Consider the following 24,684-nt stretch of genomic DNA (forward strand, 5'->3'; position numbering starts at 1 on the left):
GCAAACCATTGCACTTTGCAGCGCCAGGCCTGAGCCTTGGCGTCTGTTTTGGAATGTGAGGGGGGATTGGATGTATCACGGGGAACGACTCAACGCCTGGACGCACCTGGTGGGGGCGGTGGCAGCGTTCATCGGTGCGGTGTGGTTGCTGGTGATCGCCGGAATGGCCGGCGATCCCTGGAAGATCGTCAGCGTGGCGATCTATGGCTTTACCTTGCTGGTGCTGTACAGCGCCTCGACCGTCTACCACAGCGTGCGCGGGCGCAAGAAAGCGATCATGCAGAAGGTCGATCATTTTTCGATCTACCTGCTGATCGCTGGCAGTTACACACCCTTTTGCCTGGTGACCCTGCGCGGGCCATGGGGCTGGACCTTGTTCGGGATTGTCTGGGGGCTGGCGCTGATCGGGATCCTGCAGGAGATCAAGCCGCGCTCCGAGGCACGGATCCTGTCCATCGTGATCTATGCCGTGATGGGCTGGATCGTGCTGGTGGCGGTCAAACCGTTGTTGGCGGCCCTGGGCGGTGCCGGATTCGCCTGGCTGGCCTCGGGTGGAGTGTTGTACACCGTGGGCATTATCTTTTTCGCCCTCGACAGCCGGCTGCGGCATGCCCATGGCATCTGGCACCTGTTCGTGATTGCCGGAAGCCTGCTGCATTTCGTGGCGATCCTGTTCTACGTGCTCTAGGTCCTGTACGAAGTGTCTTGAGACGAGCCCGAGGGGCAAGGCTTTTCGCACAGGGCCTAGGACAAACGATCCAACTGCTCCTGCGCCCGAGTGGCGAAAATCTCCAGCAGCGCGCCCAGGGCATGTGCCGGCGCCTCGTTGGCCCGGGTCACGGCATACAGCGAAATGGACAGCGCTGGCGACAGCGGCCGGATGGCCGTGCGACTGGCCGAAGCGCCCAGGGCCGTGAACGGATCGATCACCGCCAAGCCGGTGCCGGCCTCCACCATGGCCCGGGCCAGGGAATAGGTCTGCACGGCGATGCTGACACGTGGTGGCGGCTGGACGGCTTCGAGGTAGCTGTCCAACCGGGCTGACAACGGGTCGGCGCTGGACAGGCCGATCAGCGGCGCGCCTGCCAGCTCCTGCAGCGGCATTGGCCTGCCCAGCGCCGCCTCGGCCCAATGTCCTTTCGGTGCCAGGGCCACCAGCACGCCGCTGGCCAGGACCTGGGCCTTGAGTCCGGGATGATCGGGCGGTTGCAGGGTCAGGGCGACATCGATTTCGCGCATCAGCAGGTTCTGCACCAGTTCGCGGCTGTGGGCGCTGGACAATTCACAGGCGATGTCCGGGTAGCGGCCGGTCCACTGGTGGATCGCGGTGGGTAACAACGACAGGGCCAGGGCCGGCGTCGCACCGATGCGCAAGCGCTGGCCGGGCGCGCGACGCAGGCTCTGGGCCAGCCGACGGACGCCCTGTAGGCTCTCGCTGACCTTGTCGACTTCACGTTCCAGTTCCAGCGCTTCGGGCGTGGGCTGCAGTTTGCCGCGCACTCGCAGGAACAGGGCAAACCCCAGTTGCTGCTCGGCGTGCTGCAAGACCTTGGTCACCGCCGGCTGGGATACGTGCAGCAATTGCGCAGCGCCGCTGATGGTGCCGGCCTGGCGGATGGCCTGGAAAATCTCGATGTGGCGAAGGCGCATGGCGAGCCCATAACCTTTGTCTATAGGTGGTCCATCTTTATTCATTGTCCCGACCCTGTCACCTGCTCCTATTCTCGGGCCATTGGAAACCGGGGCGAGACAGATATGGTTCAGCGGGTTTGTATCATCGGGGGCGGAGTGATCGGGTTGGCGACAGCCTACGCACTGGTGCGCGACGGCATCGACGTGACGCTGGTGGAGGCGCGGGAGACGCTGGGTCGTGAAACCAGTTTCGCCAATGGCGGCCAGTTGTCCTACCGCTACGTCGCGCCCCTGGCGGATGCCGGCGTGCCCTGGCAGGCACTGGGCTGGATGCTGCGCGGTGATTCGCCGCTCAGGCTGCGACCGCGCCTGGACCCGGCGCAGTGGCGCTGGATGGCCTCGTTCCTGGCCGCCTGCCGGACGTCGATCAACCGTCGCAACGGTGGCCACCTGTTGCGCCTGGCGCTGTTGAGCCAGGCCACGTTGCAGGGCTGGCGCGAGGAGGATCACCTCGACGGTTTCCACTGGCGGCGCAACGGCAAGCTGGTGACATTTCGCAATGGCGGACATTTCCAGCGCGCTCGCCAACGGATAACGCAGACGGCCTGTCAGCAGGTGCTGGACGCTGCCGAATGCGCGCGCCTGGAGCCGGCACTGAGCGGCGTGCCCTACGTGGGCGGCATTTACACACCGGATGAGGAAGTCGCAGACTGCCATGCCTTCTGCCTGAGACTGGCGGAGCGTTTGCGCTCATCGGGGCGCTGCGAGTTCCTGCTGGGCCGACCGGTGACCGGCATTCGCCATGCCGGCGACCGGGTGCAGGCCCTCGAGCGCGGTGGGCAATGGTTGCCGGTGGACAACCTGGTGATCGCCGCCGGCCACCGCAGTGGGGCGCTGGGGTTGCCGGGAGTGCCGATGCCCCTGTATCCGCTCAAGGGCTATAGCCTGACCGTGCCGATCGGCGCGCAGCATCGGGCGCCAGAATTGAGCATCACCGATTACGACCGCAAGGTGGTCTACGCTCGCATCGGTGAGCGATTGCGGGTGGCGGCCATGGTGGACATCGTCGGCTTCGACCCGGCGCCGGATCCCCGGCGCCTGGCCCTGATCAGGCGCCAGGCCCGGGAAACCTTCCCCCGGGCCGGCGACTACGAGCACGCCATCGAGTGGGCCGGCATGCGCCCGGCCACGCCCAGTGGCGTGCCGCTGATCGGGGCCACCCGCTACCGCAACCTGTGGCTCAACCTCGGCCATGGCGCGCTGGGTTTCACCCTGGCGTGCGGCAGTGCTCGCCTGCTCAGCGAACTGATTCGCCAGCGCACACCGTCCATCGATTTGCAGGGCCTCACGCCCCGCGCCGCCTGACCCACCCGCAACGGAGAATAACAATGCGAAAAATCACGTTGATCGGCTGCACCCTGAGCCTGCTGTTGGGCGTCCAGGCCCAGGCCACGCAAGCGCCTTCGGGCACCCTGGAAAAGATCGCCAGCAGCCAAGGCATCACCCTGGGCTATCGCGATGCGTCGGTGCCGTTTTCCTACATAGGCGACAGCAGCGGTAAACCCATGGGGTATTCGGTGGAACTGGCGAACAGGATCGTTGTGCGCATCAAGACACAGCTGGGGTTGTCGCGACTGGACGTGAAGTACAACCTGGTCACGTCCCAGACCCGTATCCCGCTGGTGCAGAACGGCACTGTGGATCTGGAATGCGGCTCCACCGGGGTCACCGCCGAGCGGCAGAAGCAGGTGGCCTTCTCCTACGGCTTCATCTACGTCAAGGGCCAGTTGCTGACGGCCAGGGACAGTGGCATCCAGCGTTTCGCCGACCTGCGCGGCAAGAACGTGGTCACCACCGCCGGCACCACCAACGAACGTTTCCTGAAAAGCTACAACCAGGATAACAAGGCCGAGATGTTCGTCATCAGCGCCAAGGACCATGGCGAAGCGTTCCAGATGCTGGAGACGGGCCGGGCGGCGGCGTTCTATATGGACGACGCGCTGCTGTACGGTGAACGGGCCAAGGCCCGCGATCCGCACAAGTGGGTGGTGGTGGGAGAAGAGCAATCGCGGGAAATCTACAGCTGCATGGTGCGCAAGGACGATCCGCAATTCCTGGCCCTGGTCAACGCGACCCTGGGGGACTTGTACAAGTCAGGCGAGATCAACGCCATCTACGACCGCTGGTTCCAGCAACCGATTCCGCCCAAGGGCCTGAACCTGGAATTCCCGATGACCAATGAGTTGAAGGCGATTATTGCCAGGCCGACCAGTGATCCGGTGCAGTAGGTCGTCCGGATCCCCACGGCCCGACTGTGACTGATCGTTCCCACGCTGGCGCCCGGGAACGCCGCCAGGGAGGCCCCGCGTTCCGCTTCTGGAACGTGGCCCAGAGCCTTGCGGGATGCATTCCCACGTAGAGCGTGGGCGATCGACAGAGGTCTGTCAGAAGTCCCCCCACAACTGCTGTGCCACCGCAAGGGCCACCACCGGCGCGGTTTCGGTGCGCAGCACGCGGGGGCCGAGGCGGGCGGCGTGGTAGCCGGCGGTCTTGGCTTGTTCGACTTCGGCATCCGACAGGCCGCCCTCGGGGCCGATCAGGAATGCCAGTGCCTGCGGTCTGGCGTGGCTGACCAGCGGCTCGGCCACCGGGTGCAGGACCAGCTTCAGTTCGGCCGCGGTCTGCTTCAGCCAATCGGCCAGCAGCAGCGGTGGATGGATCACCGGCACGGTGGAGCGCCCGCACTGCTCGCAAGCGCTGATCGCCACCTGGCGCCAGTGCAGCAGGCGCTTGTCGGCGCGTTCGTCCTTGAGGCGCACTTCGCAGCGCTCGCTGAAAATCGGCGTGATCTCGCTGACCCCCAGTTCCGTGGCTTTCTGAATGGCCCAATCCATGCGCTCGCCCCGGGACAAGCCCTGGCCAAGGTGAATATGCAACGGTGACTCCACCTGGCCGGCGAATTGTTCGTCCAATTGCACCCGCACGCGTTTCTTGCCGACTTCCACCAGGGTGCCGCGAAATTCCTGACCGGAGCCGTCGAACACCTGCAGCGCATCGCCTTCGGCCATGCGCAGCACCCTGCCGATGTAGTGGGCCTGGGCTTCGGGCAGTTCGTGGTCACCGAGGCTCAAGGGGGAGTCGATGAAGAAGCGGGACAGTCTCATTTCGAATCTCTGCAAAAGTTAACGGTGCCATGGGGGCGGCACCTGTGGCGAGGGGATTCATCCCCTCGCCACCACGGTGTTCTTGTCAATGGAATCGAGGGCTCAGCCCGGGTCACGGAACCCAGGGTGGAAGTCCTTGGGCACCGCCACGCTGACCGTGTCCCGGGTGGCGATGTCGATGCCTTCGCTGGCGACCTGCGCCAGGAAATCGATCTGCTCCGGAGTGATGACATATGGCGGCAGGAAATACACCACGCTGCCCAGCGGACGCAGCAACGCACCGCGCTCCAGGGCATGCTGGAACACTGTCAGGCCGCGCCGCTCCTGCCATGGGTAGGCGGTCTTGCTGGCCTTGTCCTTGACCATCTCGATGGCCAGCACCATGCCGGTCTGGCGTACTTCGGCCACGTTCGGGTGGTCGGCCAGGTGCGCGGTGGCACTCGCCATGCGCTGGGCCAGCACCTTGTTGTTTTCGATGACGTTGTCTTCTTCGAAGATGTCCAGCGTCGCCAGGGCAGCCGCGCAGGCCAGGGGGTTGCCCGTATAGCTGTGGGAATGCAGGAAGGCACGCAGGGTCGGGTAGTCGTCGTAGAAGGCGCCGTAGACGTCGTCGGTGGTGAGACACGCCGCCAATGGCAGGTAGCCGCCGGTCAGGGCCTTGGACAGGCAGAGGAAGTCCGGGGTGATACCGGCCTGTTCACAGGCGAACATCGTCCCGGTACGGCCGAAGCCGACGGCGATCTCGTCGTGGATCAAGTGGACGCCATAGCGATCGCACGCTTCGCGCAGCAGCTTCAGGTACACCGGGTGATACATGCGCATGCCGCCGGCGCCCTGGATCAGCGGCTCGACAATCACCGCGGCCACGCTGTCGTGGTGCTCGGCGAGGGTCTGTTCCATGGCGGCGAACATTGCCCGTGAATGTGCTTCCCAGCTCATGCCCTCGGGCCTGTGATAGCAGTCGGGGCTCGGCACCTTGAGGGTGTCCAGCAGCAATGCCTTGTAGGTTTCGGTGAACAGCGGCACATCGCCCACCGACATCGCCGCGATGGTTTCGCCGTGGTAGCTGTTGCTCAGGGTCACGAAGCGCTTCTTGCCGGGCTGGCCACGATTGACCCAGTAGTGAAAGCTCATCTTCATCGCCACTTCGATGCAGGACGAGCCGTTATCGGCGTAGAAGCACCGCGTCAGGCCTTCAGGTGTCATGCCCACCAGGCGTTCGGACAGCTCGATCACCGGCTGATGGCTGAAACCGGCGAGAATCACATGCTCCAGCTGATCGACCTGATCCTTGATCCGCTGATTGATCCGTGGATTGGCATGGCCGAATACATTGACCCACCAGGAGCTGACGGCGTCGAGATATCGCTTGCCTTCGAAGTCTTCCAGCCACACGCCCTCACCACGCTTGATGGGGATCAGCGGCAGTCGTTCGTGGTCTTTCATCTGGGTGCAGGGATGCCACAGCACCGCGAGATCGCGTTGCATCCACTGGTTATTCAGGCCCATGTACAGTCTCCTCGAGGCGGCTCGCGGCGGGCGCGGGCAAAACAATCGGGCAAGCCTATGCAATGGCGGCCCTGCGGACAACCCATTGTGTCGTTGCCGCTACTTTGTGCGAGGCGATAGACGCCGCTGGCGGCGCTTTGATGGCTGACGTATTCTTCGCCGTTCTCTGAGCCGGCTGGCTCGTAAACAGAAGTTTTCCCTGGTTTTTATTCCGGAGTTTGCAGAATGTCTGCTGGTTGGCTGCGCGCGTGTGCGTTGATGATGCTGGTGATGGTGGGGCTGGGCAGCGTTTCGGCGTCGGCCAAGGATAAACAACCGACGGCCATCGTCATCGGCGGCGGCCTGGCGGGGTTGACCGCAGCTTATGAACTGCAGAACAAAGGCTGGGGCGTAACGCTGCTGGAGGCCCGGCCGAGCCTGGGCGGTCGTTCGGGCATGGCCACCAGCGAGTGGATCGGCAACGACAAGACCCAACCGGTGCTGAACAACTACGTGTCGACCTTCAAGCTGGGCACCACGCCGGCACCCGAATTCGTGCGCACTCCCAGCTACCTGATCGACGGCACTTATTTCACCGCTGCGGACCTTGCGACCAAGCAGCCGGCCACCGCCGAAGCCCTCAAGCGCTACGAGAGCACCCTGGACGACCTGGCGCGCTCCATCGAAGATCCACAAAACCCGACGGCCACCAGTACGTTGCATTCCCTGGACCAGATCACCGTGTCCAACTGGCTCGACCGACTGCAGTTGCCGGCCACCGCGCGGCAGTTGGTGAACCAGCAGATCCGTACTCGCTATGACGAACCGTCGCGCCTGTCCCTGCTGTATTTCGCCCAGCAGACCCGGGTCTATCGCGGTGTCTCCGACCGTGACCTGCGCGCATCGCGCCTGTTGGGCGGTAGCCCGGTACTGGCCCAGGCCTTCGTCAAGCAGCTGAAAACCATCAAGACCAACTCGCCCGTATCGGCGATTTCCCAGGACAAGGATGGCGTGACCGTCAAGGTCGGCAGCGTCGGCTACCAGGCTGACTATGTGGTGCTGGCGGTGCCGCTGCGGGCCCTGAACAAGATCCAGCTGACCCCGGCCCTGGACGCCCAGCACCTGGCTGCGATCAAGGGCACCAACTACGGCTGGCGCGACCAGATCATGCTCAAGTTCAAGACTCCGGTCTGGGACAGCAAGGCACGTATGTCGGGCGAGATCTACAGCAACACCGGCCTGGGCATGATGTGGATCGAGCCGGCCCTCAAGGGCGGCGCCAACGTGGTGATCAACCTGTCCGGTGACAATGCCCGGGTGATGCAGGCCTTTGGTGACAAACAGATGGTCGACCAGGTGCTGATCCGCCTGCATGCGTTCTACCCGCAGGCCCGCGGGGCGTTCACCGGCTACGAGATCCGCCGCTACAGCACCGACCCTTCTACAGGCGGCTCGTACCTGGCCTATGGCCCGGGACAGATCAGCAAGTTCTGGCGCTTGTGGGAAAAGCCATTGCAACGCGTAGCCTTTGCCGGCGAACACACCGATGCCCTGTATCCGGGCACCCTGGAAGGCGCGTTGCGCAGCGGCCAGCGGGCGGCCAGCCAGGTGCAGGACCTTGCGGCGGGCAAGTCGTTTGAACCGGCCAAGGTCGCACCGGCTGCGACGGCGGCAGCAGCGGCAGGTGCGGTGGCAGCGAAGAAAGGCAACTTCTTCACCAACCTGTTCGGTGGCTCGGATGACGAGAAGAAACCAGAGCCGGTCAAGGCGCCTGAGCCGGTAGCGCCGCCAGTACCGACGCCCGCGCCAACTCCGGCACCTGCGCCGGTAGAAGCGCCGAAGGTCGCGACCCCGGTAAAAGCCGAGCCGACCAAAAAGGCCGCAGCCAAAGCCACGCCGAAGAAGCCGGCAGCCAAGGCTCCGGCGAAAAAAGTCCCAGCCAAGGCGCCGGTGAAAAAGGCTGAAGCGGTGAAAAAGCCGGCGGTCAAGCCGGCGACGACCACTGAGCCCCAGGCTCAGTAACGCCCAGACAAAAAAAGCGCGACCCGAGGGTCGCGCTTTTTTTTGCCCATTCATGTAGCCCTTCGGTGTGTATGTACCGTGCCTTGGAATCGCACAATTCATAACCCCGGTCCTACACGCTATGCGATATATCAGCTGCTTCCCACAAGAGAGTCGGAAGGGAGCGATAGATTGCGCCAAGTGTTGCGCTCTAATCTGTGCAACCAAAAAGGTTGGAGTATTTATGAGATTATTAATTGCGGTTATAGCGGTGAGCGTACTTTCTGGTTGTGTGTATGGTGAATGTAGAGATCCTCTTATGATTCCGATGATTCCAAAAAAAGATCCTCATTTGGCTTATAAATGTCAAATGGATCCATACAAGCCAGAGTGCTCGGTCAACTAGTAGTGTAAAAACCTATTAGAACGGTCCTAATGAGAATTTCCATGTATGAATCGGTACATCTTCGAATAGGACCGTGACTCGCCTTGGCTTGGATAGGCGCCCGGTGCAAAGCCAAAGCGAGCCCAGCATATCTTTCCCGTTCGCCTGTCATGGATGACCAGGTTGCCGTCATCCTGAATGCCCAGACAGGTGTTATACCAAAGCGATTTGTCTCTGCTATGAGTACTTTCCGCGATCCATAAGCGTCTTCTGGATGGATCATAGAGAAAGCCACTGTTGCTGATTACGAACTGTAGAGGCTCACGCATTCTTTTGAGGTGCAGAGTTACGCTATAACGCTGGTTGCCATCTGCGGTCCAGACTACAGCCTCGCCATCCTTGAGGACTAAGTTTCCATCAGTTTGCAATACCAGTCGAAATCGTCCGTTAGGTGATTGAAGGTATTGTCCCGCTGACATGGTTTGATTGGGAGGCAGTATGGGAGAACCGTCCCCTCTAAATGGAGTATAAGGAACTGCCATGTGATTCACCTTGTTAAATGAATGTCGAGCACTCATTTAATCAAAGATAGAAAATTGAAAGGGAGTACATATATATTACAGGGCCAATAACCGGGATGGTGGTTACGGCTCAGTGCGGTTCCTTACGGGAAGCTTGCAAGCGATGCGGTCCGTTTCACAGCCTGATGGTTGCTGGCCCCTCTCGACATCGTGCACCGTATTTGGCGTTAATCTTTCCTTAACCCACCTTACCCAGACTCATGATCGTATTTCTCGATATTTCAAAGCAAAAATTTCCGCTTTAAATCGATAGATAACTCGTTAGTCTTGGTGACAGTTCTTACAGGATATGAGCAATGCAGCTACGCAACTCTTCTTCTCGCTATGGCTGGGTCAGCATCGTCATGCACTGGGGTGTAGCGCTGGTGGTGTACGGATTGTTCGCCCTGGGGCTGTGGATGGTTGGACTGGACTATTACAGCAGCTGGCGTAAAGACGCACCGGACCTGCACAAGAGCATTGGGCTGGTGCTGCTGGCGGTGATGCTGCTGCGGGTGGTCTGGCGTTTTGTCAGCCCACCGCCACCGACCCTGGACACCTATGGGCGCATGACCCGTATTGGTGCAAAGCTCGGTCATAGTGCCCTGTATCTCGGGTTGTTTGCCGTGATGTTTGCCGGTTACCTGATTTCCACCGCAGACGGTGTCGGGATTCCGGTGTTTGGTTTGTTTGAAGTTCCCGCGCTGGTGTCCGGACTGCCCGATCAGGCAGACGTCGCCGGCCAGATCCACCTGTACCTGGCATGGGCGCTGGTAATTTTTTCCGGCCTCCATGCGTTGGCAGCATTGAAGCACCACTTTATCGACCGTGACGCGACCCTCAAGCGCATGCTGGGACGCCAAGCCTGATGTTCAACCTCGACTCCAAAGGAATAGAAAGCATGTTGAAAAAGACGCTCGCCGCCCTGGCAATCGGTTCCGCTCTGCTGACCGCCGGTCAGGCCATGGCTGCCGACTACGTGGTCGACAAGGAAGGCCAGCACGCCTTCGTCGACTTCAAGATCAGCCACCTGGGCTATAGCTACATCACCGGTACCTTCAAGGATATCGACGGCAAGTTCAGCTTCGACGCCGCCAAGCCTGAAGACAGCAAGATCGAGTTCAACGTCCGCACCGCCAGCGTGTTCACCAATCACGCCGAGCGTGACAAGCATATCGCCAGTGGCGATTTCCTCAATGTGAGCAAGTTCGGCGATGCCAAGTTCGTCTCCACCAGCGTCAAGCCCACCGGCAAGAACGCCGATGGCAAGCAAACCGCTGACGTTGCCGGCGACCTGACCCTGCTGGGCGTGACCAAGCCGATCGTGGTCAAGGCCACGTTCCTGGGTGAAGGCAAGGATCCTTGGGGCGGCTACCGTGCCGGCTTCGAAGGCACCACCAGCATCAAGCGTTCCGACTTCGGCAAGCAGAAGGACCTGGGTCCATCTTCCGATGTGGTCGAGCTGTACGTGACGTTCGAAGGTGTCAAGGCGAAGTAAGATTCGCATGCGATAAAAAAGCCCCTGATCTCGCGATCAGGGGCTTTTTTTCGGCCTGGGAAAACTCAGCGATTGCGGGTCAGCAACGCAGGTTTTTCGCCTCGTGGGCGGCTTGGCAACTGGTCCAGCTGTTCAGGCGTCGGGAAGCGATCGAGCTTCGATTCCTTGTGCATGATTTTCGGCTGGTTGCTGCGAGGGTTCTGCACGGCAGGTTCCTGGCGGGCCTGGTCATCGCGGGCCGGGCGGCGCGGGCGGGAGTCTTCGCGACGGGCCTGACCATCACGGGAACCGCCGCTACGTGGGCCGCTGCGCTTGCCCGACGGGTTGCCGCTGGAAGGGCCGCTGCCATTGCGCGGACCGTTCTGGCGGCCCTGGGACTGGCCGCGTGGGGCGCCTGCGCCAGCGCCTTGGGCCGGTGCGCCCGGACGGCGACCGCGACCCTGGGCCGGTTTCTGCTGAGGCACGTAGTCGACGCGGTTGCCGAAGTTATCGATTTCGTCGTCCAGGAACTCGTCCGGGGCACGATCGGCAGCGGCGCGAGGAACCTGGCGCTGCGGCTCACGGGCCGGGGTGCCTTCGCGAGGCTTCTGCTCGCGGGCCGGACGTTCGCCACGACCATTGCTGGCCGGTTTTTCCTTGCCCTTGTCCTTGCCTTTATCCTTGCGACCGCCACCGCCGCCATTCGGGCCGTCGCCCCGCGGGCCGCGTGGATTGCGTGGATTGCGTACGTCAGGACGCTCGCGCACTTCAGGCTTCTCGGCCTCGATGGTGCTGGCATCGAAGCCCATCAGATCACCATCAGGGATCTTCTGCTTGGTCATGCGCTCGATGCTCTTGAGCAGCTTCTCTTCGTCCGGGGCGACCAGCGAAATCGCTTCGCCCGAACGACCGGCCCGGCCGGTACGACCGATACGGTGCACATAGTCTTCATCGACGTTCGGCAGCTCGAAGTTGACCACGTGGGGCAACTGGTCGATGTCCAGGCCGCGGGCGGCGATGTCGGTGGCAACGAGGATGCGTACTTCGCCGGCCTTGAAGTCGGCCAGGGCCTTGGTGCGGGCGTTCTGGCTCTTGTTGCCGTGGATCGCCACGGCGGGCAGGCCGTGCTTGTCCAGGTACTCGGCCAGGCGGTTGGCGCCGTGCTTGGTGCGGGTGAACACCAGGACCTGTTCCCACGCCCCCGTGGTGATCAGGTGTGCCAGCAGCGCACGCTTGTGGCTGGCGGGCAGGCGGAACACCCGTTGCTCGATACGCTCGACCGTAGTGTTCGGCGGCGTGACTTCGATGCGCTCCGGGTTGTGCAGCAGTTTGCCGGCCAGGTCGGTGATGTCCTTGGAGAACGTCGCCGAAAACAGCAGGTTCTGGCGCTTGGCGGGCAGGCGGGCCAGGACTTTCTTCACGTCATGGACAAAGCCCATGTCGAGCATGCGGTCGGCTTCGTCCAGTACCAGGATCTCGACGTGGGACAGGTCGACGCTGCCCTGGCCAGCCAGGTCCAGGAGGCGGCCGGGGCAGGCCACCAGTACGTCGACGCCACGGGCCATGGCCTGGACCTGAGGGTTCATGCCGACGCCGCCGAAAATGCAGGCGCTGACGAATTTCAGGTCGCGAGCGTAGATCTTGAAGCTCTCGTGCACCTGGGCGGCCAGTTCGCGGGTTGGGGTCAGGACCAGTACACGCGGTTGGCGCGGACCGTGACGCTGGGATTTGTCTGGGTGACCGTTGGGAAATAGCCGCTCCAGGATCGGAAGGGCGAAACCGCCAGTCTTACCAGTACCTGTCTGTGCTGCGACCATCAGGTCGCGACCTTGCAACACGGCGGGGATGGCCCGCTGTTGCACCGGGGTAGGCTGGGTGTAGCCGGCGGCCTCGATGGCGCGGACTAAAGCCTCGGAGAGACCGAGGGAAGCAAAGGACATGAGCAATCCTGTATTAGTGAGGGCCTGGCCCAAGGGATGTCTTGCCTGGCGCGAATGACGTTCAACAAGAAGACGTCATCCCGTCCGGTCCTGCCGGGTCTGGAAGACAGCTCCGGACAAGGCTCGCGCGGGCTGGAAGCTGCGCTGTAGCGGTGTCGGGATGCCTTTCGCAAGACCGGGCGTCCGGGCGTGAGCCTGGCGGGAAGGGGCGAGTATAACAGAGCAATCGCCGTGCGTTGCTTTCCTGCTGCTCAACGGCTGATTTCAGCGTCGCACCGGTTGTGGCGGTGCGGCCTGGGGCGCAAGGGCGGTGTCATAACGGGCGCTCAGCTCGGCGTAGCCCGGTTCGCGCTTGAAGCGCTTGAGCTCGGCACTGAAGCGTTGCACCAGTAAATCCATCCCGGCCTTGCGGCGCACCGCCAGGTATTGGCTCTGGCGGCTCACCACGGTCGGGTTTTCGCTGATCTGGTCACCCAGTTGCATCTGCTTGAGCAGGTGGCGGCCCACTCGACGGTCAGTAATGAGCAGGTCGATCCGGCCCAGCTGCAACTTGCCGAAATTGGCTTCGTGGGTGGGCGCCGTTTCACGCCTGAACTGGGTCGACTCCCGGAAGGCCTGGCTGTAGAGATAGCCGGGAGAGGTGCCGACAGTGAGGCCGTTCAGGTCATCGAGCGTGCGAAACGGATGGGGCCGGGCGTTGGCATGGAATATCACGAATTCGACTTCCGACAACGGTTCACTGGGGTATAGCAGAAGGGCATCGCGTTCGTCGCTGCGAAAGATGTCCAGCGCACCATCGGCCAGCCCCTGCTCCAGCATCGCCAGGCAGCGTTTCCAGGGAAGGAGCTGCCATTCGACATCGATCCCCAGCCGCTTGAACACGATGGCGGTGGTTTCGTAGTCCAGGCCCATGAGCTTGCCACCTTCCTCATAGACATAAGGCGCCCAGGGCTCGGTGACAATGCGCAACTTCTCGGCCCGGACAGCCAGGCTCAGGCAGGAGAGAAAGAGGACGGTCAGCAGCTGGGCAATGACGGGCATGGCCTGAGGTTACGACGAGTGCCTATCAAATAGCTAGAGCGCTCTGGCACGAGGGTTGGGCTTTCGTTCAGGACAGGTCGTGGGCGTTGGAAGTCATCGGATGAAAAAGGCCCTGGTGTTCACCAGGGCCTGTCACAGCGCCACTTCGTCGTATCAACGCGGCAGCTTGAGGTTGTTCCAGATGGCGAGGCTGGGCTCGGCCTGGTTCAGGGTGTAGAAGTGCAGCCCCGGCGCCCCGCCTTGCAGCAGACGCTCGCACATTTGCGTGATGACTTCCTCGCCGAAGCTTTGGATGCTCGAAGAGTCGTCGCCGTAGGCTTCCAGTTGCTTGCGAATCCAGCGTGGGATTTCCGCACCGCATGCGTCGGAGAAACGCGCCAGCTTGCTGTAGTTGGTGATAGGCATGATTCCCGGTACGACAGGAATATCCACGCCCAGTCTGCGCACGCGCTCGACGAAGTAGAAGTAGCTGTCGGCGTTGAAGAAATACTGGGTGATCGCACTGTTGGCGCCGGCGTTGGCCTTGCGCACGAAGTTGAGCAGATCGTCTTCGAAATTGCGTGCCTGTGGATGCATCTCCGGATAGGCGGCCACTTCGATGTGGAAGTGATCGCCGGTTTCTTCGCGGATGAAGCTCACCAGGTCGTTGGCATGGCGCAGTTCGCCGCTGGCCATGCCCATGCCCGAGGGCAGGTCACCGCGCAGGGCGACGATACGCTCGATGCCGGCAGCCTTGTACTGGGTCAACAGGCTGCGCAGGTCATCCTTGCTGTCACCAACGCAGGACAGGTGGGGGGCGGCGGGGATTTTGACTTCGCTTTCGAGCTGCAACACGGTGTTCAGGGTGCGGTCGCGGGTCGAGCCGCCGGCGCCATAGGTGCAGGAGAAGAAGTCGGGGTTGTAGCTGGCCAGCTGGCGCGCAGTGGCGATCAGTTTTTCATGCCCAGCATCGGTCTTCGTCGGGAAGAACTCGAAGCTGTAGCGACGTTCTTGGGACATGGTCGGGCTCCCAGCGACAAGCTGCAAGCGACAAGCTGCAAGAGGGCGGGGCGCCGTATTCTTGTGCTTTAGACTTGCAGCTCATGGCTGCGTAATAGCGATGAAGAAGTAAGCTCCAAGCCCCCAGTCGCAAGTAAACACACCGCTCTTACTTGCCGTTTGGGACTTGAAGCTTGCAGCTGCTGTCAGTACCTGTAAGCGTGCGGCTTGAACGGGCCTTCGACGGTGACGCCGATGTAGTCAGCCTGTTGCTTGGTCAGCTTGGTGACCACGCCGCCGAAACCGCGGACCATTTCCAGGGCCACTTCTTCGTCGAGTTTCTTGGGCAGCACTTCCACGGTTAGGCGTTCGGCTTTCTGGGCCGGCGGCAGGTCGGCGTACTTCTGGCCGAACAGGAAGATCTGGGCCAGGACCTGGTTGGCGAACGAGCCGTCCATGATGCGGCTTGGGTGGCCGGTGGCGTTGCCCAGGTTGACCAGGCGGCCTTCGGCCAGCAGGATCAGGTAGTCGTCGTTCTGCGGATCGAAGCTACCGGCGCCGGTGCGATGAACCTTGTGCACCTGTGGCTTCACTTCTTCCCATGCCCAGTTCTTGCGCATGAAGGCGGTGTCGATTTCATTGTCGAAGTGGCCGATGTTGCAGACCACGGCGCGCTTCTTCAGGGCCTTGAGCATGTTGGCGTCGCAGACGTTGACGTTGCCGGTGGTGGTCACGATCAGGTCGATCTTGCCCAGCAGTGCCTTGTCGATGCTGGCCTCGGTGCCATCGTTGTTGCCGTCGATGAATGGCGAGACCACTTCGAAACCGTCCATGCAGGCTTGCATGGCGCAGATCGGGTCCACTTCGGACACCTTGACGATCATGCCTTCCTGGCGCAGGGACTGGGCCGAACCCTTGCCCACGTCACCGTAGCCGATCACCAGGGCCTGCTTGCCCGACAGCAAGTGGTCGGTGCCGCGCTTGATGGCGTCGTTCAGGCTGTGACGGCAGCCGTACTTGTTGTCGTTCTTGCTCTTGGTCACCGAGTCGTTGACGTTGATGGCCGGGATCTTCAGCTCGCCCTTGGCCAGCATGTCCAGCAGGCGGTGCACGCCGGTGGTGGTTTCCTCGGTCACGCCATGGACCTTGTCCAGTACGGCTGGGTATTTCTTGTGCAGCAGCTCGGTCAGGTCGCCGCCGTCGTCGAGAACCATGTTGGTGTCCCATGGCTGGCCATCCTTGAGGATGGTCTGCTCCAGGCACCATTCATATTCCTGCTCGGTCTCGCCTTTCCAGGCGAACACCGGGATACCGGCTGCGGCGATGGCGGCAGCGGCCTGGTCCTGGGTCGAGAAGATGTTGCAGGACGACCAGCGCACTTCGGCACCCAGGGCTACCAGGGTTTCGATCAGCACGGCGGTCTGGATGGTCATGTGGATGCAGCCCAGGATCTTCGCGCCCTTGAGCGGCTGTTCGCCGGCATACTTGCGACGCAGGCCCATCAGGGCTGGCATTTCGGATTCGGCGATGATGATTTCGCGACGACCCCAGGCGGCCAGGGACATATCGGCGACTTTGTAATCGGTAAAAGCTGCAGGCGTGATGACAGCGCTCATGAAGAGCCTCCATTCGTAATGTATGCGAATGGGCGCCGTTGTGCGTTTTAGTGTCTGCGCGGGGTGCCCCGTACAAACAACGCCCCATCCGAGCCTGACAGGTCGAGCCTGCTGCAGCGCCCCTCGGACAGGTGGCGGGAACGGCCCAGTGGGTGGGCCGGATAAAACGGGGCGATTATAACGGGCTAATCGGATCTTCCAAAGGGTTTCTGTCGGCAAATCGAAATTGCCGATGAGCGTCATTGAACCAGCGGCATAGAGCGCTGCCCGGCCAATCTGCCATGATGCGGGCATCCATCGGCCAGACACTCAAGGAGTGATCATGAATTTCCACACCCGCAAATGGGTCAAGCCCGAAGACCTCAATCCCAATGGCACGCTGTTCGGCGGCAGCCTGTTGCGCTGGATCGACGAAGAAGCGGCGATCTATGCCATCGTCCAGCTCGGCAACCAGCGTGTGGTGACCAAATACATCTCCGAGATCAATTTCGTCAGCGCCTCTCGCCAGGGCGACATCATCGAGCTGGGCATTACCGCCACCGAGTTCGGCCGCACCTCCATCACCCTGACCTGCGAAGTGCGCAACAAGATCACCCGCAAGAGCATCCTGACCGTCGAGAAGATGGTCTTCGTCAATCTCGGCGAAGATGGCTTGCCGGCGCCCCATGGCCGGACCGAGATCAAGTACGTCAAGGATCAGTTCAAGGATGCCGTTGTCGAGTGAGAGGGTGGCGGTTTCAAGTTCCGGGAACTTCAGTGCACCACTGAACAGCTCCGGACGCCGCGTGTCGTAGCTACATCACGCCACCGGTTCAGGAGCTGTATGGACACCCACGAAGAAGGCAAGACCCCTGACCTGTCGGCTCAAGAGCAACACGATGTGGACCGCAACCAGCCCCCGCGGGCGGCGGTGCTGCACGAAATCATCCGTACCCAGGGCAACCAGGAATTGGAGCGCAGTATTGCCGCGCTCTGGTGGTCGGCCCTGGCGGCGGGGTTGACCATGGGACTGTCGTTGATGGCGATGGGGTTGCTCAACTCCCGGCTGCCGGACCACGAAGGTTTCAAGGTGATCGCCAGTCTCGGCTACTGCGCCGGTTTTCTCGCGGTCATTCTTGCGCGCCAGCAGCTTTTCACGGAAAACACCCTGACTGCCGTGCTGCCGATCATGAGCAAGCCCACCCTGGGCAATTTCGGCCGTTTGTTGCGGCTGTGGGGAGTGGTGCTGGTGGGCAACCTGTGCGGCACCCTGCTGGTGGCCTACGTGATGTTGCACCTGCCGATCTTCGACCGCCGCACCGACCTGGCTTTCCTGGAAATCGGCCGCAAGGTCATGGAAAACGACACGGGCCAGATGTTCGCCAAGGGCATCATTTCCGGGTGGATGATCGCCACCATGGTCTGGATGATCCCCTCCATGGAGAGCGCCAAGATGTGGATCATCATCCTCATCACCTACCTCATGGCGCTCGGGGACTTCACCCACATCGTCGTCGGCTCGGCCGAAGTGTCCTACCTGGTCTTCGCCGGCCAGTTGTCATGGGAGGACTTCTGGCTGGTGTTCGCCGCGCCGACCCTGGCGGGGAACATCATCGGCGGCAGTTGCATCTTCGCGCTGATCAGCCACGCACAGGTGCGCAGCGAGAGCGGCACGCCTAGTCGGCCGCGCCCAGCGGGACCTCCTGGCGACGCTGGCGATAAATGAAATACACCGCGGTCAGCACGGTCAATCCGCCGACCAGGGCGCCGGTCCACGGCAGGTCGGCCAGGTTGACCCCGCTGGCCACCACCAGGCCGCCGATCCACGCACCGGTGGCATTGCCGAGGTTGAACGCGCTCTGGTTCAGGGTCGAGCCGAGGTTCGGCGCTTCGTGGGCCTGATCGATGATCAGCAACTGCAGGATCGGGCACAGGGCGAAGGCGAAGATTCCCCACAGCACCAGCGTGATCGCCGCTGGAATCACCGATTGACTGGTCTGGCTGAATGCCGCCAGTACCAGCACCACGGCCAGGGCCATGCCCACCAGTGACGGCAGCAGGCGTCGGTCGGCCAGGCGCCCGCCAAGAAAACTGCCGGCGGTCAGGCCGACGCCGAACAACAGCAACATGATCGTGATGCCGTGAGGGCTGACGCCGGTGATGTCCTGCAGGATGGGCGCGATGTAGGTGAAGACGCTGAAGAGACTGGTGGACGCCAGCACGCTCATGCCCAGGGCGAGCAACACATTGGCCTTGCCCAGGACCTTGAACTCACTGGCCAGGTCGGCTTTCTCCATGGGAATTTCCTTGGGCAACCAGGCCCATTGGGCAATGGCGGCGATCACTCCGATCACCGATACCGCCCAGAACGTCGAACGCCAGCCGGCGTATTGTCCCAACGCCGTGCCCAGCGGGACGCCGAGTACATTGGCCAGGGTCAGGCCGGTGAACATCATCGCAATGGCCTGGGCCCGCTTGTTCGGCGCCACCAACCCGGCCGCCACCACGGAGCCGATGCCGAAAAAGGCGCCGTGGCATAACGCAGTGATGACCCGCGCGGCCATCAGCGTCAGGTAGTTCGGGGCCAGGGCGCAGAGCACGTTGCCCAGGATGAACATCAGCGTCATGCCCAGCAGCGTGGCCTTGCGCGGCATGTTGGCGGTGCCCACCGCGAGCACGGGCGCGCCGAACACGACGCCCAGGGCATAGCCTGTAATCAGCAGTCCGGCCTGGGGAATGCTCACGGCCAGGTCGCGGGCGACATCGGGAAGCAGCCCCATGATGACGAATTCGGTGGTGCCGATGCCGAAAGCGGCAACGGCCAGGGCAAGCAAGGCGAGTGGCATGCGCAAGGTCTCTGTCTGTAGTCTTGACGCTGTGATCAGGCATACGCACGCCGATGCCTTTCAAGGAAGCGGGCAACAGCGAAATTTATTGGAATTGATTTATGCGCAACTGAGTGCGGCGTGGTCGCTTGCAGTATAAACGTCAGCCGGCGGATCGCGAAAAATTCATCAGCCTCAAGGGGTGCAGGCGTTGCCTGGGCAGCGCCCGCTGGAGCGGGGCAGGAAAAGGAGTATGCCGTGCTTGCAACGGCCTTGGTGCTGGTGGCTGCGCTGCTGCATGCGGCGTGGAATACATTGATCAAATTCAGTGGCGAACGTCTGCTGGTGGTGGCTTGCATGGACAGCGTGGCCTTGCTGTTCGCGGCGCTGGCCCTGGGTTTCGTGGCGCTGCCACCGATGGAAATCTGGCCATGGATCCTGGCATCGGCGGCGTTCGAGCTGTTGTATCGCTATTTGCTGATCCAGGCTTACCGGGTCGGTGACCTCGGGTTGGTCTACCCCTTGATGCGCGGCCTGTCGCCCTTGGTGGTGCTGGCCCTGACGCTGATCTTTGCCGGGGAGGTACTGACGACCCGGCAGGTCCTCGGCATCCTGTTGATTCCGTTTGGCATGCTGTGCCTGTTATGGCAAGGCGGGGGCGGCGAACGATTGCCCTGGTCGATGTTGCCAGTGGTGGCGCTGATCGGGCTGTGCATCGGTTGCTACACCTACATCGACGGCCAGGCCCTGCGGCGCTGGTCCCACCCGTTGGATTACCTGGTCTGGATCACGTTGTTCTGTGCCTGGCCGTTTCCGTTGCTGGCCTGGGTGAGCAAGCGCCCAGCGTTCATGCTGTTCTGGCGCCAACAATGGCGGCTGGGCCTGGCAGTCGGATTCTGCGTATTGTTCAGCTACGCTCTGGTGCTATGGGCCATGCAACTGGGGTCGATCGCCGAAGCGGCGGCGCTGCGGGAGATCAGCGTGATCCTGGTGGTGCTGTTCGGCATGCGCTACCTGAAAGAACCTTTCGGCCGGCCACGGCTCTTAGCCTGCGGGCTGGTGCTGATCGGCATGCTGGTGATGAAATTCTGACCAGCCCCCGAATTCACGATTCTCGATAAAACTCAAAGAAGGAACTGCCTCATGACGGTTGCCCTGTGGTGTATTTTGATTGCTTTTCTCCTGCCTTACCTATGTGTCGGCATCGCCAAGGCCGGCGGGAAATACCGGTTGCGGGATAATCACGATCCGCGGGACTTTCTCGACTCGCTCGAAGGCGCACCGCGGCGCGCCTACGCCGCACAACTGAACAGCTTTGAAATCTCCCCGTTCTTTGCCGCCGCGGTGATTGTTGCGCACCTGGCCGGCAATGCCGAGCTGGTCACCATCAACGTCCTGGCCGTGCTGTTCATCACCAGTCGCCTGCTCTACATCATCTGCTACCTGGCGGACTGGGCGATCCTGCGTTCGCTGGTGTGGTTCGTGGGGGTGGGGCTGGTGGCGAGCTTCTTCTTCGTTTCCATCTGAGCCTGGCGGTTGGGTCATTGCCGACCCCATCGCGGGCTGGCTCGTCCTGCATCGGGTCTGGCTCTGCAAGCGATCAGTTGCGGGAGCTAGCCTGTTTGCGATGGGGTGGGGCAATCACCCCCCTTAGGGGTTGGTGGTCACCGCATTCGCCACCTGTGGCACTTGCGGCAATGCCATGCCCTTGGGCCAGAGCATCCAGATCTGGCCTTGTTGCTTCATGTCTCCGGCCAGTTGCCCTGCGGCCTCGCCCGTGCCCCAGAACAAGTCCGCACGGACTTCGCCGGCGATGGCGCCGCCGGTGTCCTGGGCGGCGACGGGTCGATGCAGCGGGCTGCCATCAGGGCGTGTGGTGGACAGCCATAACAGACTGCCCAACGGAATTACCTTGCGATCCACCGCCACGCTGTAGCCCGCAGTCAGGGGCACATTCAGCGAACCGCGCGGGCCTTCGTTGCTGTCTGGGTTGCGGTTGAAGAATACGTAGCTCGGGTTGCTGGCCAGCAACTCGGGTATCCGGGTCGGGTGTGCCTTGGCCCAGGCGCTGATGCTGCCCATGGTCACGTCTTCTTTCTTCAACTCGCCCTGTTCCACCAGCCAGCGTCCGATGGGGCGGTAAGGATGACCGTTCTGGTCGGCATAGCCGATGCGCAGCAGGCGACCGTCATCGAGCCGGATGCGGCCCGAGCCCTGGATTTGCAGGAACTGGAGGTTCATCGGGTCCGTCAGCCAGGCGATCACGGGTGCCTTCACCCCATTGGTTTCGATGGTGGCCGCGTCGTCATAGGGCTTGAGCACCCGGCCTTCGAGGCGACCGCGCAGGCGTTTGCCCTTGAGTTCGGGATAGATACTGTCCAGCGACACGATGATCATGTCTTCAGGCACGCCGTACACCGGCACGTTGGCGACGGCGGTCCGGGTCAGGCTGCCCGGGTAGACCGGCTCGTAGTAACCGGTGATCAGGCCGTTGGGGCTGTTGTCCCCGGAGCGCAAGCCGTAGACCTCCAAATTCTGCTTCAGGAAGTTGCGCACATCGGAGGCGGCCTGCGGCACGTTGGCCGCCGCCGCGCAGGTCGAACCCCAGGTCGCATCGGCCTTGAGCCGGGTGCACGCGCTGCGCCAGGCGCCAAAACCGGCCAGCAGGTCTTCATCGGAGACCGCCGGCAAGGCTTCCCAAGGTGCGCTGACATAGGTGGCGAGCGCGTGGGTCTTGGGCTCCTCGGTCTTTTCGCCGGGGTTGCAACCACTCAGCAGGGCAATCAGAGAGAGGGGCAACGCCAGGCTTTTGTGCCAGGTCTTGAAGCGGTTCATGAGATTTCCTTCGCGGGTCGTATGCGTGCCAGGGCGTGCGCACAACCCTTATTGTGAATAGGGCTATTGGTCTTTGCCGGCGACACGAGGATACTGGCTGCCGTTTCCTGACCCGAGGCCAAGATGTTTGCAAAACGTTTTTTCATGGCAGTGCTGGCTTGCCTGACGTTGTCCGCCTGCGGCGGTGTCGACCCCAATTCTCCCTTGGGCCAGCGCAAGGCGATCTTCAAGCAGATGCTCAAGACCAATGAAGAGCTGGGCGGCATGTTGCGCGGTCGCATCCCGTTCGATGGGGCGCGTTTCGCCGAAGGCGCGGTGCAACTGGACCAACTGTCCCGCGAGCCGTGGAAACATTTCCCGCAGGTGCGGGAGGAGGACCACACCAGCGCCCGGGATGAGGTCTGGCAAAAACAGGCGCGCTTCCAGGAACTGGCGCGCAGCCTCGAGGCGGCCACCGCTGAGTTGGTGACTGCCAGCAAGGTCCAGCCTTACAGGGCCAGCTACCTCGGGCCGGCGGTGCAGAAGGTCGAAGACGCCTGCAGTGCCTGTCATAAAGAGTTTCGGGACTACTGAGAACGGTTGCTTATTTATCCAGCTCCTCCACGGCTTCCTGCAATTCCTTGCGGGAGGCCGCCAACTTGTCCTTGCGCTTGTTGATCCGCTCCGGGTCGCCTTTTTTCATGGCCTTTTCCAGGTCGGCCTGACGCTGGCTGACTTCGTGCTTGGCTTCAAGCACTTTGTTCTCACGTTCCTTGCGCAAGGAAGCGTCGGTGCAATGGGTGGTGACTTCGTTCAGCGCCGTTTCGAGGCCGGCCTGCTGCTCCTGGTTGCCCCGGGACTTGGCCAGTTCGATCTGATTGATGATGCCTTGACGCTTGGCCGCGCAGCCGGTGAGTTCCGGTGCCTGTTCGTCCGCCCAAAGAGGGGCGGTCATGAGGCTGCATAAGGCCAGCAGGACGGGGGGCAGGAAATTCATAGCAACTCCAAAAAAGGCAAATCCGTAAAAAACTCGCAAGCCAGCGGTGCAGCTGCGCTGTTGGAACGCATGCCAGCCCCTTGGGTTCAACCGCGCGGCCTGATCAGAAACCGTCGATCCCGGCAGCACGCAATATCTCGCTCAACGCCAGCACGTGCGGGTCGCGGAAAAAAGCGCTCAGTTGCGCGGCGCGCCCCGGCCCGATACCGGCCTCGGCTTGCCATTGTCCGGTGTCTCGTTCGGCCAGCACCTGCCACGGGCCCTCCAGCCGGGCCCCGCCAGCAGGTGGCAGGCCCAGGGCCTTGAGCCACTGCTCGAAAGGACGTTGTCTGGCACTGTGCAGGCCGGCGAGCAGGCGGTCGCGGCTGCGTTCGCCGAAGCCGGACATGTTAGCAAGCTCGGCGGCATCGAGGGTCATCCAATCCAGCAATCCGTCGAGTCGGCCCGCGGCCAGGAGTTTTTCCCAAGTGCCAGGACCAACATGGGGCAGGGCGAGCCCATGTTTGCCGCTCAGCCAATTCAGGCGCGCGAGAAACTGGCTTTCGCAGCCGGGTGTCGGCTCCCAGCAACTGAGGAAGTGATAGTCGGCTGCCACCGGAGCATCGATGTCCTGCCGCACGACGCTGCGCAGCACGACGCTGTCGAGGCGAGGAATGGTCAGCCCGGCCAGGCTGATGGCGACCTGGTCGCCGGGGCGGATATCCATTTCTTCCCATTGCTTGAGGGAGCTGACACTCACCCGACGGATTCGTCGATCGTCAAGCATGACGGGCTCGAGCTCAAGAACCGGGGTGATACGTCCGGTCCGACCGACGTTGAAGCGGACCTTGCGCACCCCGGCCAGGGCCTGGGCGTAGGGGTATTTCCAGGCCACGCTCCAGAAAGGCGCCCTGGCTTGCCAGCGGTTGGCCGGTGGGCGGCGGCTCTGGCGCAGGACGATGCCATCGCTGACGAACGGCAATGGTGTGCGATACCAGTGGTCGCGCCAATGTTCGACATCGGCCAGCGCCTGGACCGGCTGATTGTAGTCGACGGTGTCAGCGAAGCCCAGTTCCTTCAGCATGGCCGTCCGCTCGGGCAGGGTCTGCGGCCCTGCCGGCCATTCCCAGACAAACAGGCCGATGTCTGCGGCTTCCTGTGCGGTCAGGTTGCTGCGGGCCACCAGGCCCGACACGGTGGCGCGGGCGTTGAGGCTACCGCTGCTGGCCTGGACATGCTCGCCCAGGCGCCAGTACAACTCGCCCTGCACCAGCAGGTCCACAGGTTGGCGCAGCTGTCGTGGAATGGCGCCGATCTTGCGCGCGTTCGCAGTCCAGTCCTGCCCCTTAATGCCATCCCCACGACTGATTGCCCGATGCAGGCGCCCCTCGCGGTAGACCAGGGTCACCGCCACGCCATCGACTTTCGGTTGCACCCAGACGTCCTGGCGGCCATTGAGCCAGGCCTGTACGGCCGAGGCGTCCTTGAGCTTCTCCAGGCCTGTATGAATGACTGGATGCGGTACTTTCCCGCGAGCCGTGCGCAACGGATTGGCTGGCGCAGGAAGGTCGAGACAGTTGCGCCATCGCTCCAGTTGCGCGCGGGACTGGTCGTAAAGCTCATCGGCCACCGGCGACCGGCCGAGGCGGTGGTAGCTGTCGTCCCAGGCGTCGATCTGGCGTTGCCGGGCGGCGATTTCCGCCTGGGTTCGTTCGGCCGGCCAGTCGGGACAGGTCGCTGCATTAACGGAGGCGGCTACGAACAGGGAATAAACGAGTACATGAAATAACGCTGGCATCGAAGCATCC

Annotated in this window: 22 protein-coding genes and 1 riboswitch; of the genes, 11 read left to right on the forward strand and 11 right to left on the reverse strand. The window is 62.3% G+C overall.

Annotation, left to right across the window (positions count from 1 at the left end; all coding sequences use genetic code 11):
• Positions 1–70 precede the first annotated feature (70 nt).
• The gene (locus BT179_RS06250) at positions 71–688 is read left to right on the forward strand and encodes a PAQR family membrane homeostasis protein TrhA (RefSeq protein WP_072390132.1); all 618 of its coding nucleotides are present in this window, start codon (positions 71–73) and stop codon (positions 686–688) included.
• A 56-nt stretch (positions 689–744) separates the two neighbouring features.
• On the opposite strand, the gene BT179_RS06255 is transcribed toward BT179_RS06250, so the two are convergent.
• On the reverse strand, positions 745–1,650 hold the full coding sequence (locus BT179_RS06255; protein ID WP_072430881.1) for a LysR substrate-binding domain-containing protein: 906 nt from the start codon (positions 1,648–1,650) through the stop codon (positions 745–747).
• A gap of 105 nt (positions 1,651–1,755) precedes the next feature.
• On the opposite strand from BT179_RS06255, the gene BT179_RS06260 reads away from it, so the two are divergent.
• Both BT179_RS06260 and BT179_RS06265 read left to right on the forward strand, forming a co-directional pair.
• Positions 1,756–2,997, forward strand: coding sequence for a D-amino acid dehydrogenase (locus BT179_RS06260; protein WP_072390126.1), 1,242 nt, complete (start codon positions 1,756–1,758; stop codon positions 2,995–2,997).
• Between the two features lie 23 nt (positions 2,998–3,020).
• Complete coding sequence (locus tag BT179_RS06265; protein ID WP_072430880.1) at positions 3,021–3,920, forward strand: transporter substrate-binding domain-containing protein; 900 nt, start codon at positions 3,021–3,023, stop codon at positions 3,918–3,920.
• A 156-nt stretch (positions 3,921–4,076) separates the two neighbouring features.
• On the opposite strand, the gene BT179_RS06270 is transcribed toward BT179_RS06265, so the two are convergent.
• Together BT179_RS06270 and BT179_RS06275 are read right to left on the reverse strand one after the other, a co-directional pair.
• Complete coding sequence (locus BT179_RS06270) at positions 4,077–4,796, reverse strand: 16S rRNA (uracil(1498)-N(3))-methyltransferase (protein WP_072390120.1); 720 nt, start codon at positions 4,794–4,796, stop codon at positions 4,077–4,079.
• 102 nt (positions 4,797–4,898) lie between these two features.
• Positions 4,899–6,305, reverse strand: coding sequence for an adenosylmethionine--8-amino-7-oxononanoate transaminase (locus BT179_RS06275; RefSeq protein ID WP_072390117.1), 1,407 nt, complete (start codon positions 6,303–6,305; stop codon positions 4,899–4,901).
• Between the two features lie 225 nt (positions 6,306–6,530).
• On the opposite strand from BT179_RS06275, the gene BT179_RS06280 reads away from it, so the two are divergent.
• The 3 genes from BT179_RS06280 to BT179_RS06295 all read left to right on the forward strand — a co-directional run bounded on the left by BT179_RS06280 (position 6,531) and on the right by BT179_RS06295 (position 10,728).
• On the forward strand, positions 6,531–8,306 hold the full coding sequence (locus BT179_RS06280; RefSeq protein WP_072430879.1) for a flavin monoamine oxidase family protein: 1,776 nt from the start codon (positions 6,531–6,533) through the stop codon (positions 8,304–8,306).
• Positions 8,307–9,547: 1,241 nt separating this feature from the next.
• Positions 9,548–10,099, forward strand: coding sequence for a cytochrome b (locus BT179_RS06290; RefSeq protein WP_072390108.1), 552 nt, complete (start codon positions 9,548–9,550; stop codon positions 10,097–10,099).
• 32 nt (positions 10,100–10,131) lie between these two features.
• Complete coding sequence (locus BT179_RS06295) at positions 10,132–10,728, forward strand: YceI family protein (RefSeq protein WP_072390105.1); 597 nt, start codon at positions 10,132–10,134, stop codon at positions 10,726–10,728.
• Positions 10,729–10,793: 65 nt separating this feature from the next.
• Here the strand turns inward: BT179_RS06295 and BT179_RS06300 are convergent, their stop codons facing one another.
• The 4 genes from BT179_RS06300 to ahcY all read right to left on the reverse strand — a co-directional run bounded on the left by BT179_RS06300 (position 10,794) and on the right by ahcY (position 16,282).
• Positions 10,794–12,647, reverse strand: a complete 1,854-nt coding sequence (locus BT179_RS06300) for an RNA helicase RhlE2 (RefSeq protein ID WP_072390102.1) — start codon at positions 12,645–12,647, stop codon at positions 10,794–10,796.
• Between the two features lie 264 nt (positions 12,648–12,911).
• Positions 12,912–13,688, reverse strand: a complete 777-nt coding sequence (locus tag BT179_RS06305; protein WP_072390099.1) for a substrate-binding periplasmic protein — start codon at positions 13,686–13,688, stop codon at positions 12,912–12,914.
• 153 nt (positions 13,689–13,841) lie between these two features.
• Positions 13,842–14,687 (reverse strand): methylenetetrahydrofolate reductase [NAD(P)H], encoded by an 846-nt coding sequence (gene metF / locus BT179_RS06310; RefSeq protein ID WP_072390096.1) that lies wholly within the window; start codon positions 14,685–14,687, stop codon positions 13,842–13,844.
• A gap of 185 nt (positions 14,688–14,872) precedes the next feature.
• Positions 14,873–16,282 (reverse strand): adenosylhomocysteinase, encoded by a 1,410-nt coding sequence (ahcY, locus tag BT179_RS06315; RefSeq protein ID WP_072390093.1) that lies wholly within the window; start codon positions 16,280–16,282, stop codon positions 14,873–14,875.
• A gap of 23 nt (positions 16,283–16,305) precedes the next feature.
• A riboswitch (S-adenosyl-L-homocysteine riboswitch) is annotated at positions 16,306–16,413 on the reverse strand.
• 191 nt (positions 16,414–16,604) lie between these two features.
• On the opposite strand from ahcY, the gene BT179_RS06320 reads away from it, so the two are divergent.
• Together BT179_RS06320 and BT179_RS06325 are read left to right on the forward strand one after the other, a co-directional pair.
• The gene (locus BT179_RS06320) at positions 16,605–17,006 is read left to right on the forward strand and encodes an acyl-CoA thioesterase (RefSeq protein ID WP_003206420.1); all 402 of its coding nucleotides are present in this window, start codon (positions 16,605–16,607) and stop codon (positions 17,004–17,006) included.
• Positions 17,007–17,105: 99 nt separating this feature from the next.
• Positions 17,106–17,987: a formate/nitrite transporter family protein gene (locus tag BT179_RS06325; protein WP_072390090.1), complete on the forward strand. Its 882-nt coding sequence runs from the start codon at positions 17,106–17,108 to the stop codon at positions 17,985–17,987.
• Here the strand turns inward: BT179_RS06325 and BT179_RS06330 are convergent.
• Positions 17,938–19,107 (reverse strand): MFS transporter, encoded by a 1,170-nt coding sequence (locus tag BT179_RS06330; protein WP_072390087.1) that lies wholly within the window; start codon positions 19,105–19,107, stop codon positions 17,938–17,940. The two genes, BT179_RS06325 and BT179_RS06330, sit on opposite strands and share 50 nt — an antisense overlap.
• 237 nt (positions 19,108–19,344) lie before the next feature.
• Between BT179_RS06330 and BT179_RS06335 the strand changes: the two genes are divergently transcribed.
• Together BT179_RS06335 and BT179_RS06340 are read left to right on the forward strand one after the other, a co-directional pair.
• Complete coding sequence (locus BT179_RS06335; RefSeq protein ID WP_072430878.1) at positions 19,345–20,178, forward strand: EamA family transporter; 834 nt, start codon at positions 19,345–19,347, stop codon at positions 20,176–20,178.
• A gap of 51 nt (positions 20,179–20,229) precedes the next feature.
• Positions 20,230–20,613: an MAPEG family protein gene (locus BT179_RS06340; RefSeq protein ID WP_072390081.1), complete on the forward strand. Its 384-nt coding sequence runs from the start codon at positions 20,230–20,232 to the stop codon at positions 20,611–20,613.
• A gap of 123 nt (positions 20,614–20,736) precedes the next feature.
• On the opposite strand, the gene BT179_RS06345 is transcribed toward BT179_RS06340, so the two are convergent.
• Positions 20,737–21,921 carry a murein transglycosylase A gene (locus BT179_RS06345; RefSeq protein ID WP_072390078.1) on the reverse strand — a complete coding sequence of 395 codons (1,185 nt, stop codon included), beginning with the start codon at positions 21,919–21,921 and terminating at the stop codon, positions 20,737–20,739.
• 123 nt (positions 21,922–22,044) lie between these two features.
• On the opposite strand from BT179_RS06345, the gene BT179_RS06350 reads away from it, so the two are divergent.
• Positions 22,045–22,494, forward strand: a complete 450-nt coding sequence (locus BT179_RS06350; RefSeq protein ID WP_072390075.1) for a c-type cytochrome — start codon at positions 22,045–22,047, stop codon at positions 22,492–22,494.
• Between the two features lie 10 nt (positions 22,495–22,504).
• Here BT179_RS06350 and BT179_RS06355 read toward each other — a convergent pair whose 3' ends face one another.
• Together BT179_RS06355 and ligB are read right to left on the reverse strand one after the other, a co-directional pair.
• Positions 22,505–22,897: a DUF1090 domain-containing protein gene (locus BT179_RS06355; RefSeq protein WP_072390072.1), complete on the reverse strand. Its 393-nt coding sequence runs from the start codon at positions 22,895–22,897 to the stop codon at positions 22,505–22,507.
• A gap of 103 nt (positions 22,898–23,000) precedes the next feature.
• Complete coding sequence (gene ligB, locus BT179_RS06360) at positions 23,001–24,674, reverse strand: NAD-dependent DNA ligase LigB (RefSeq protein ID WP_072430877.1); 1,674 nt, start codon at positions 24,672–24,674, stop codon at positions 23,001–23,003.
• Positions 24,675–24,684 lie beyond the last annotated feature (10 nt).

The sequence above is a fragment of the Pseudomonas sp. NFACC43 genome (genome assembly GCF_900119645.1).
Taxonomy (GTDB): Bacteria; Pseudomonadota; Gammaproteobacteria; order Pseudomonadales; family Pseudomonadaceae; genus Aquipseudomonas.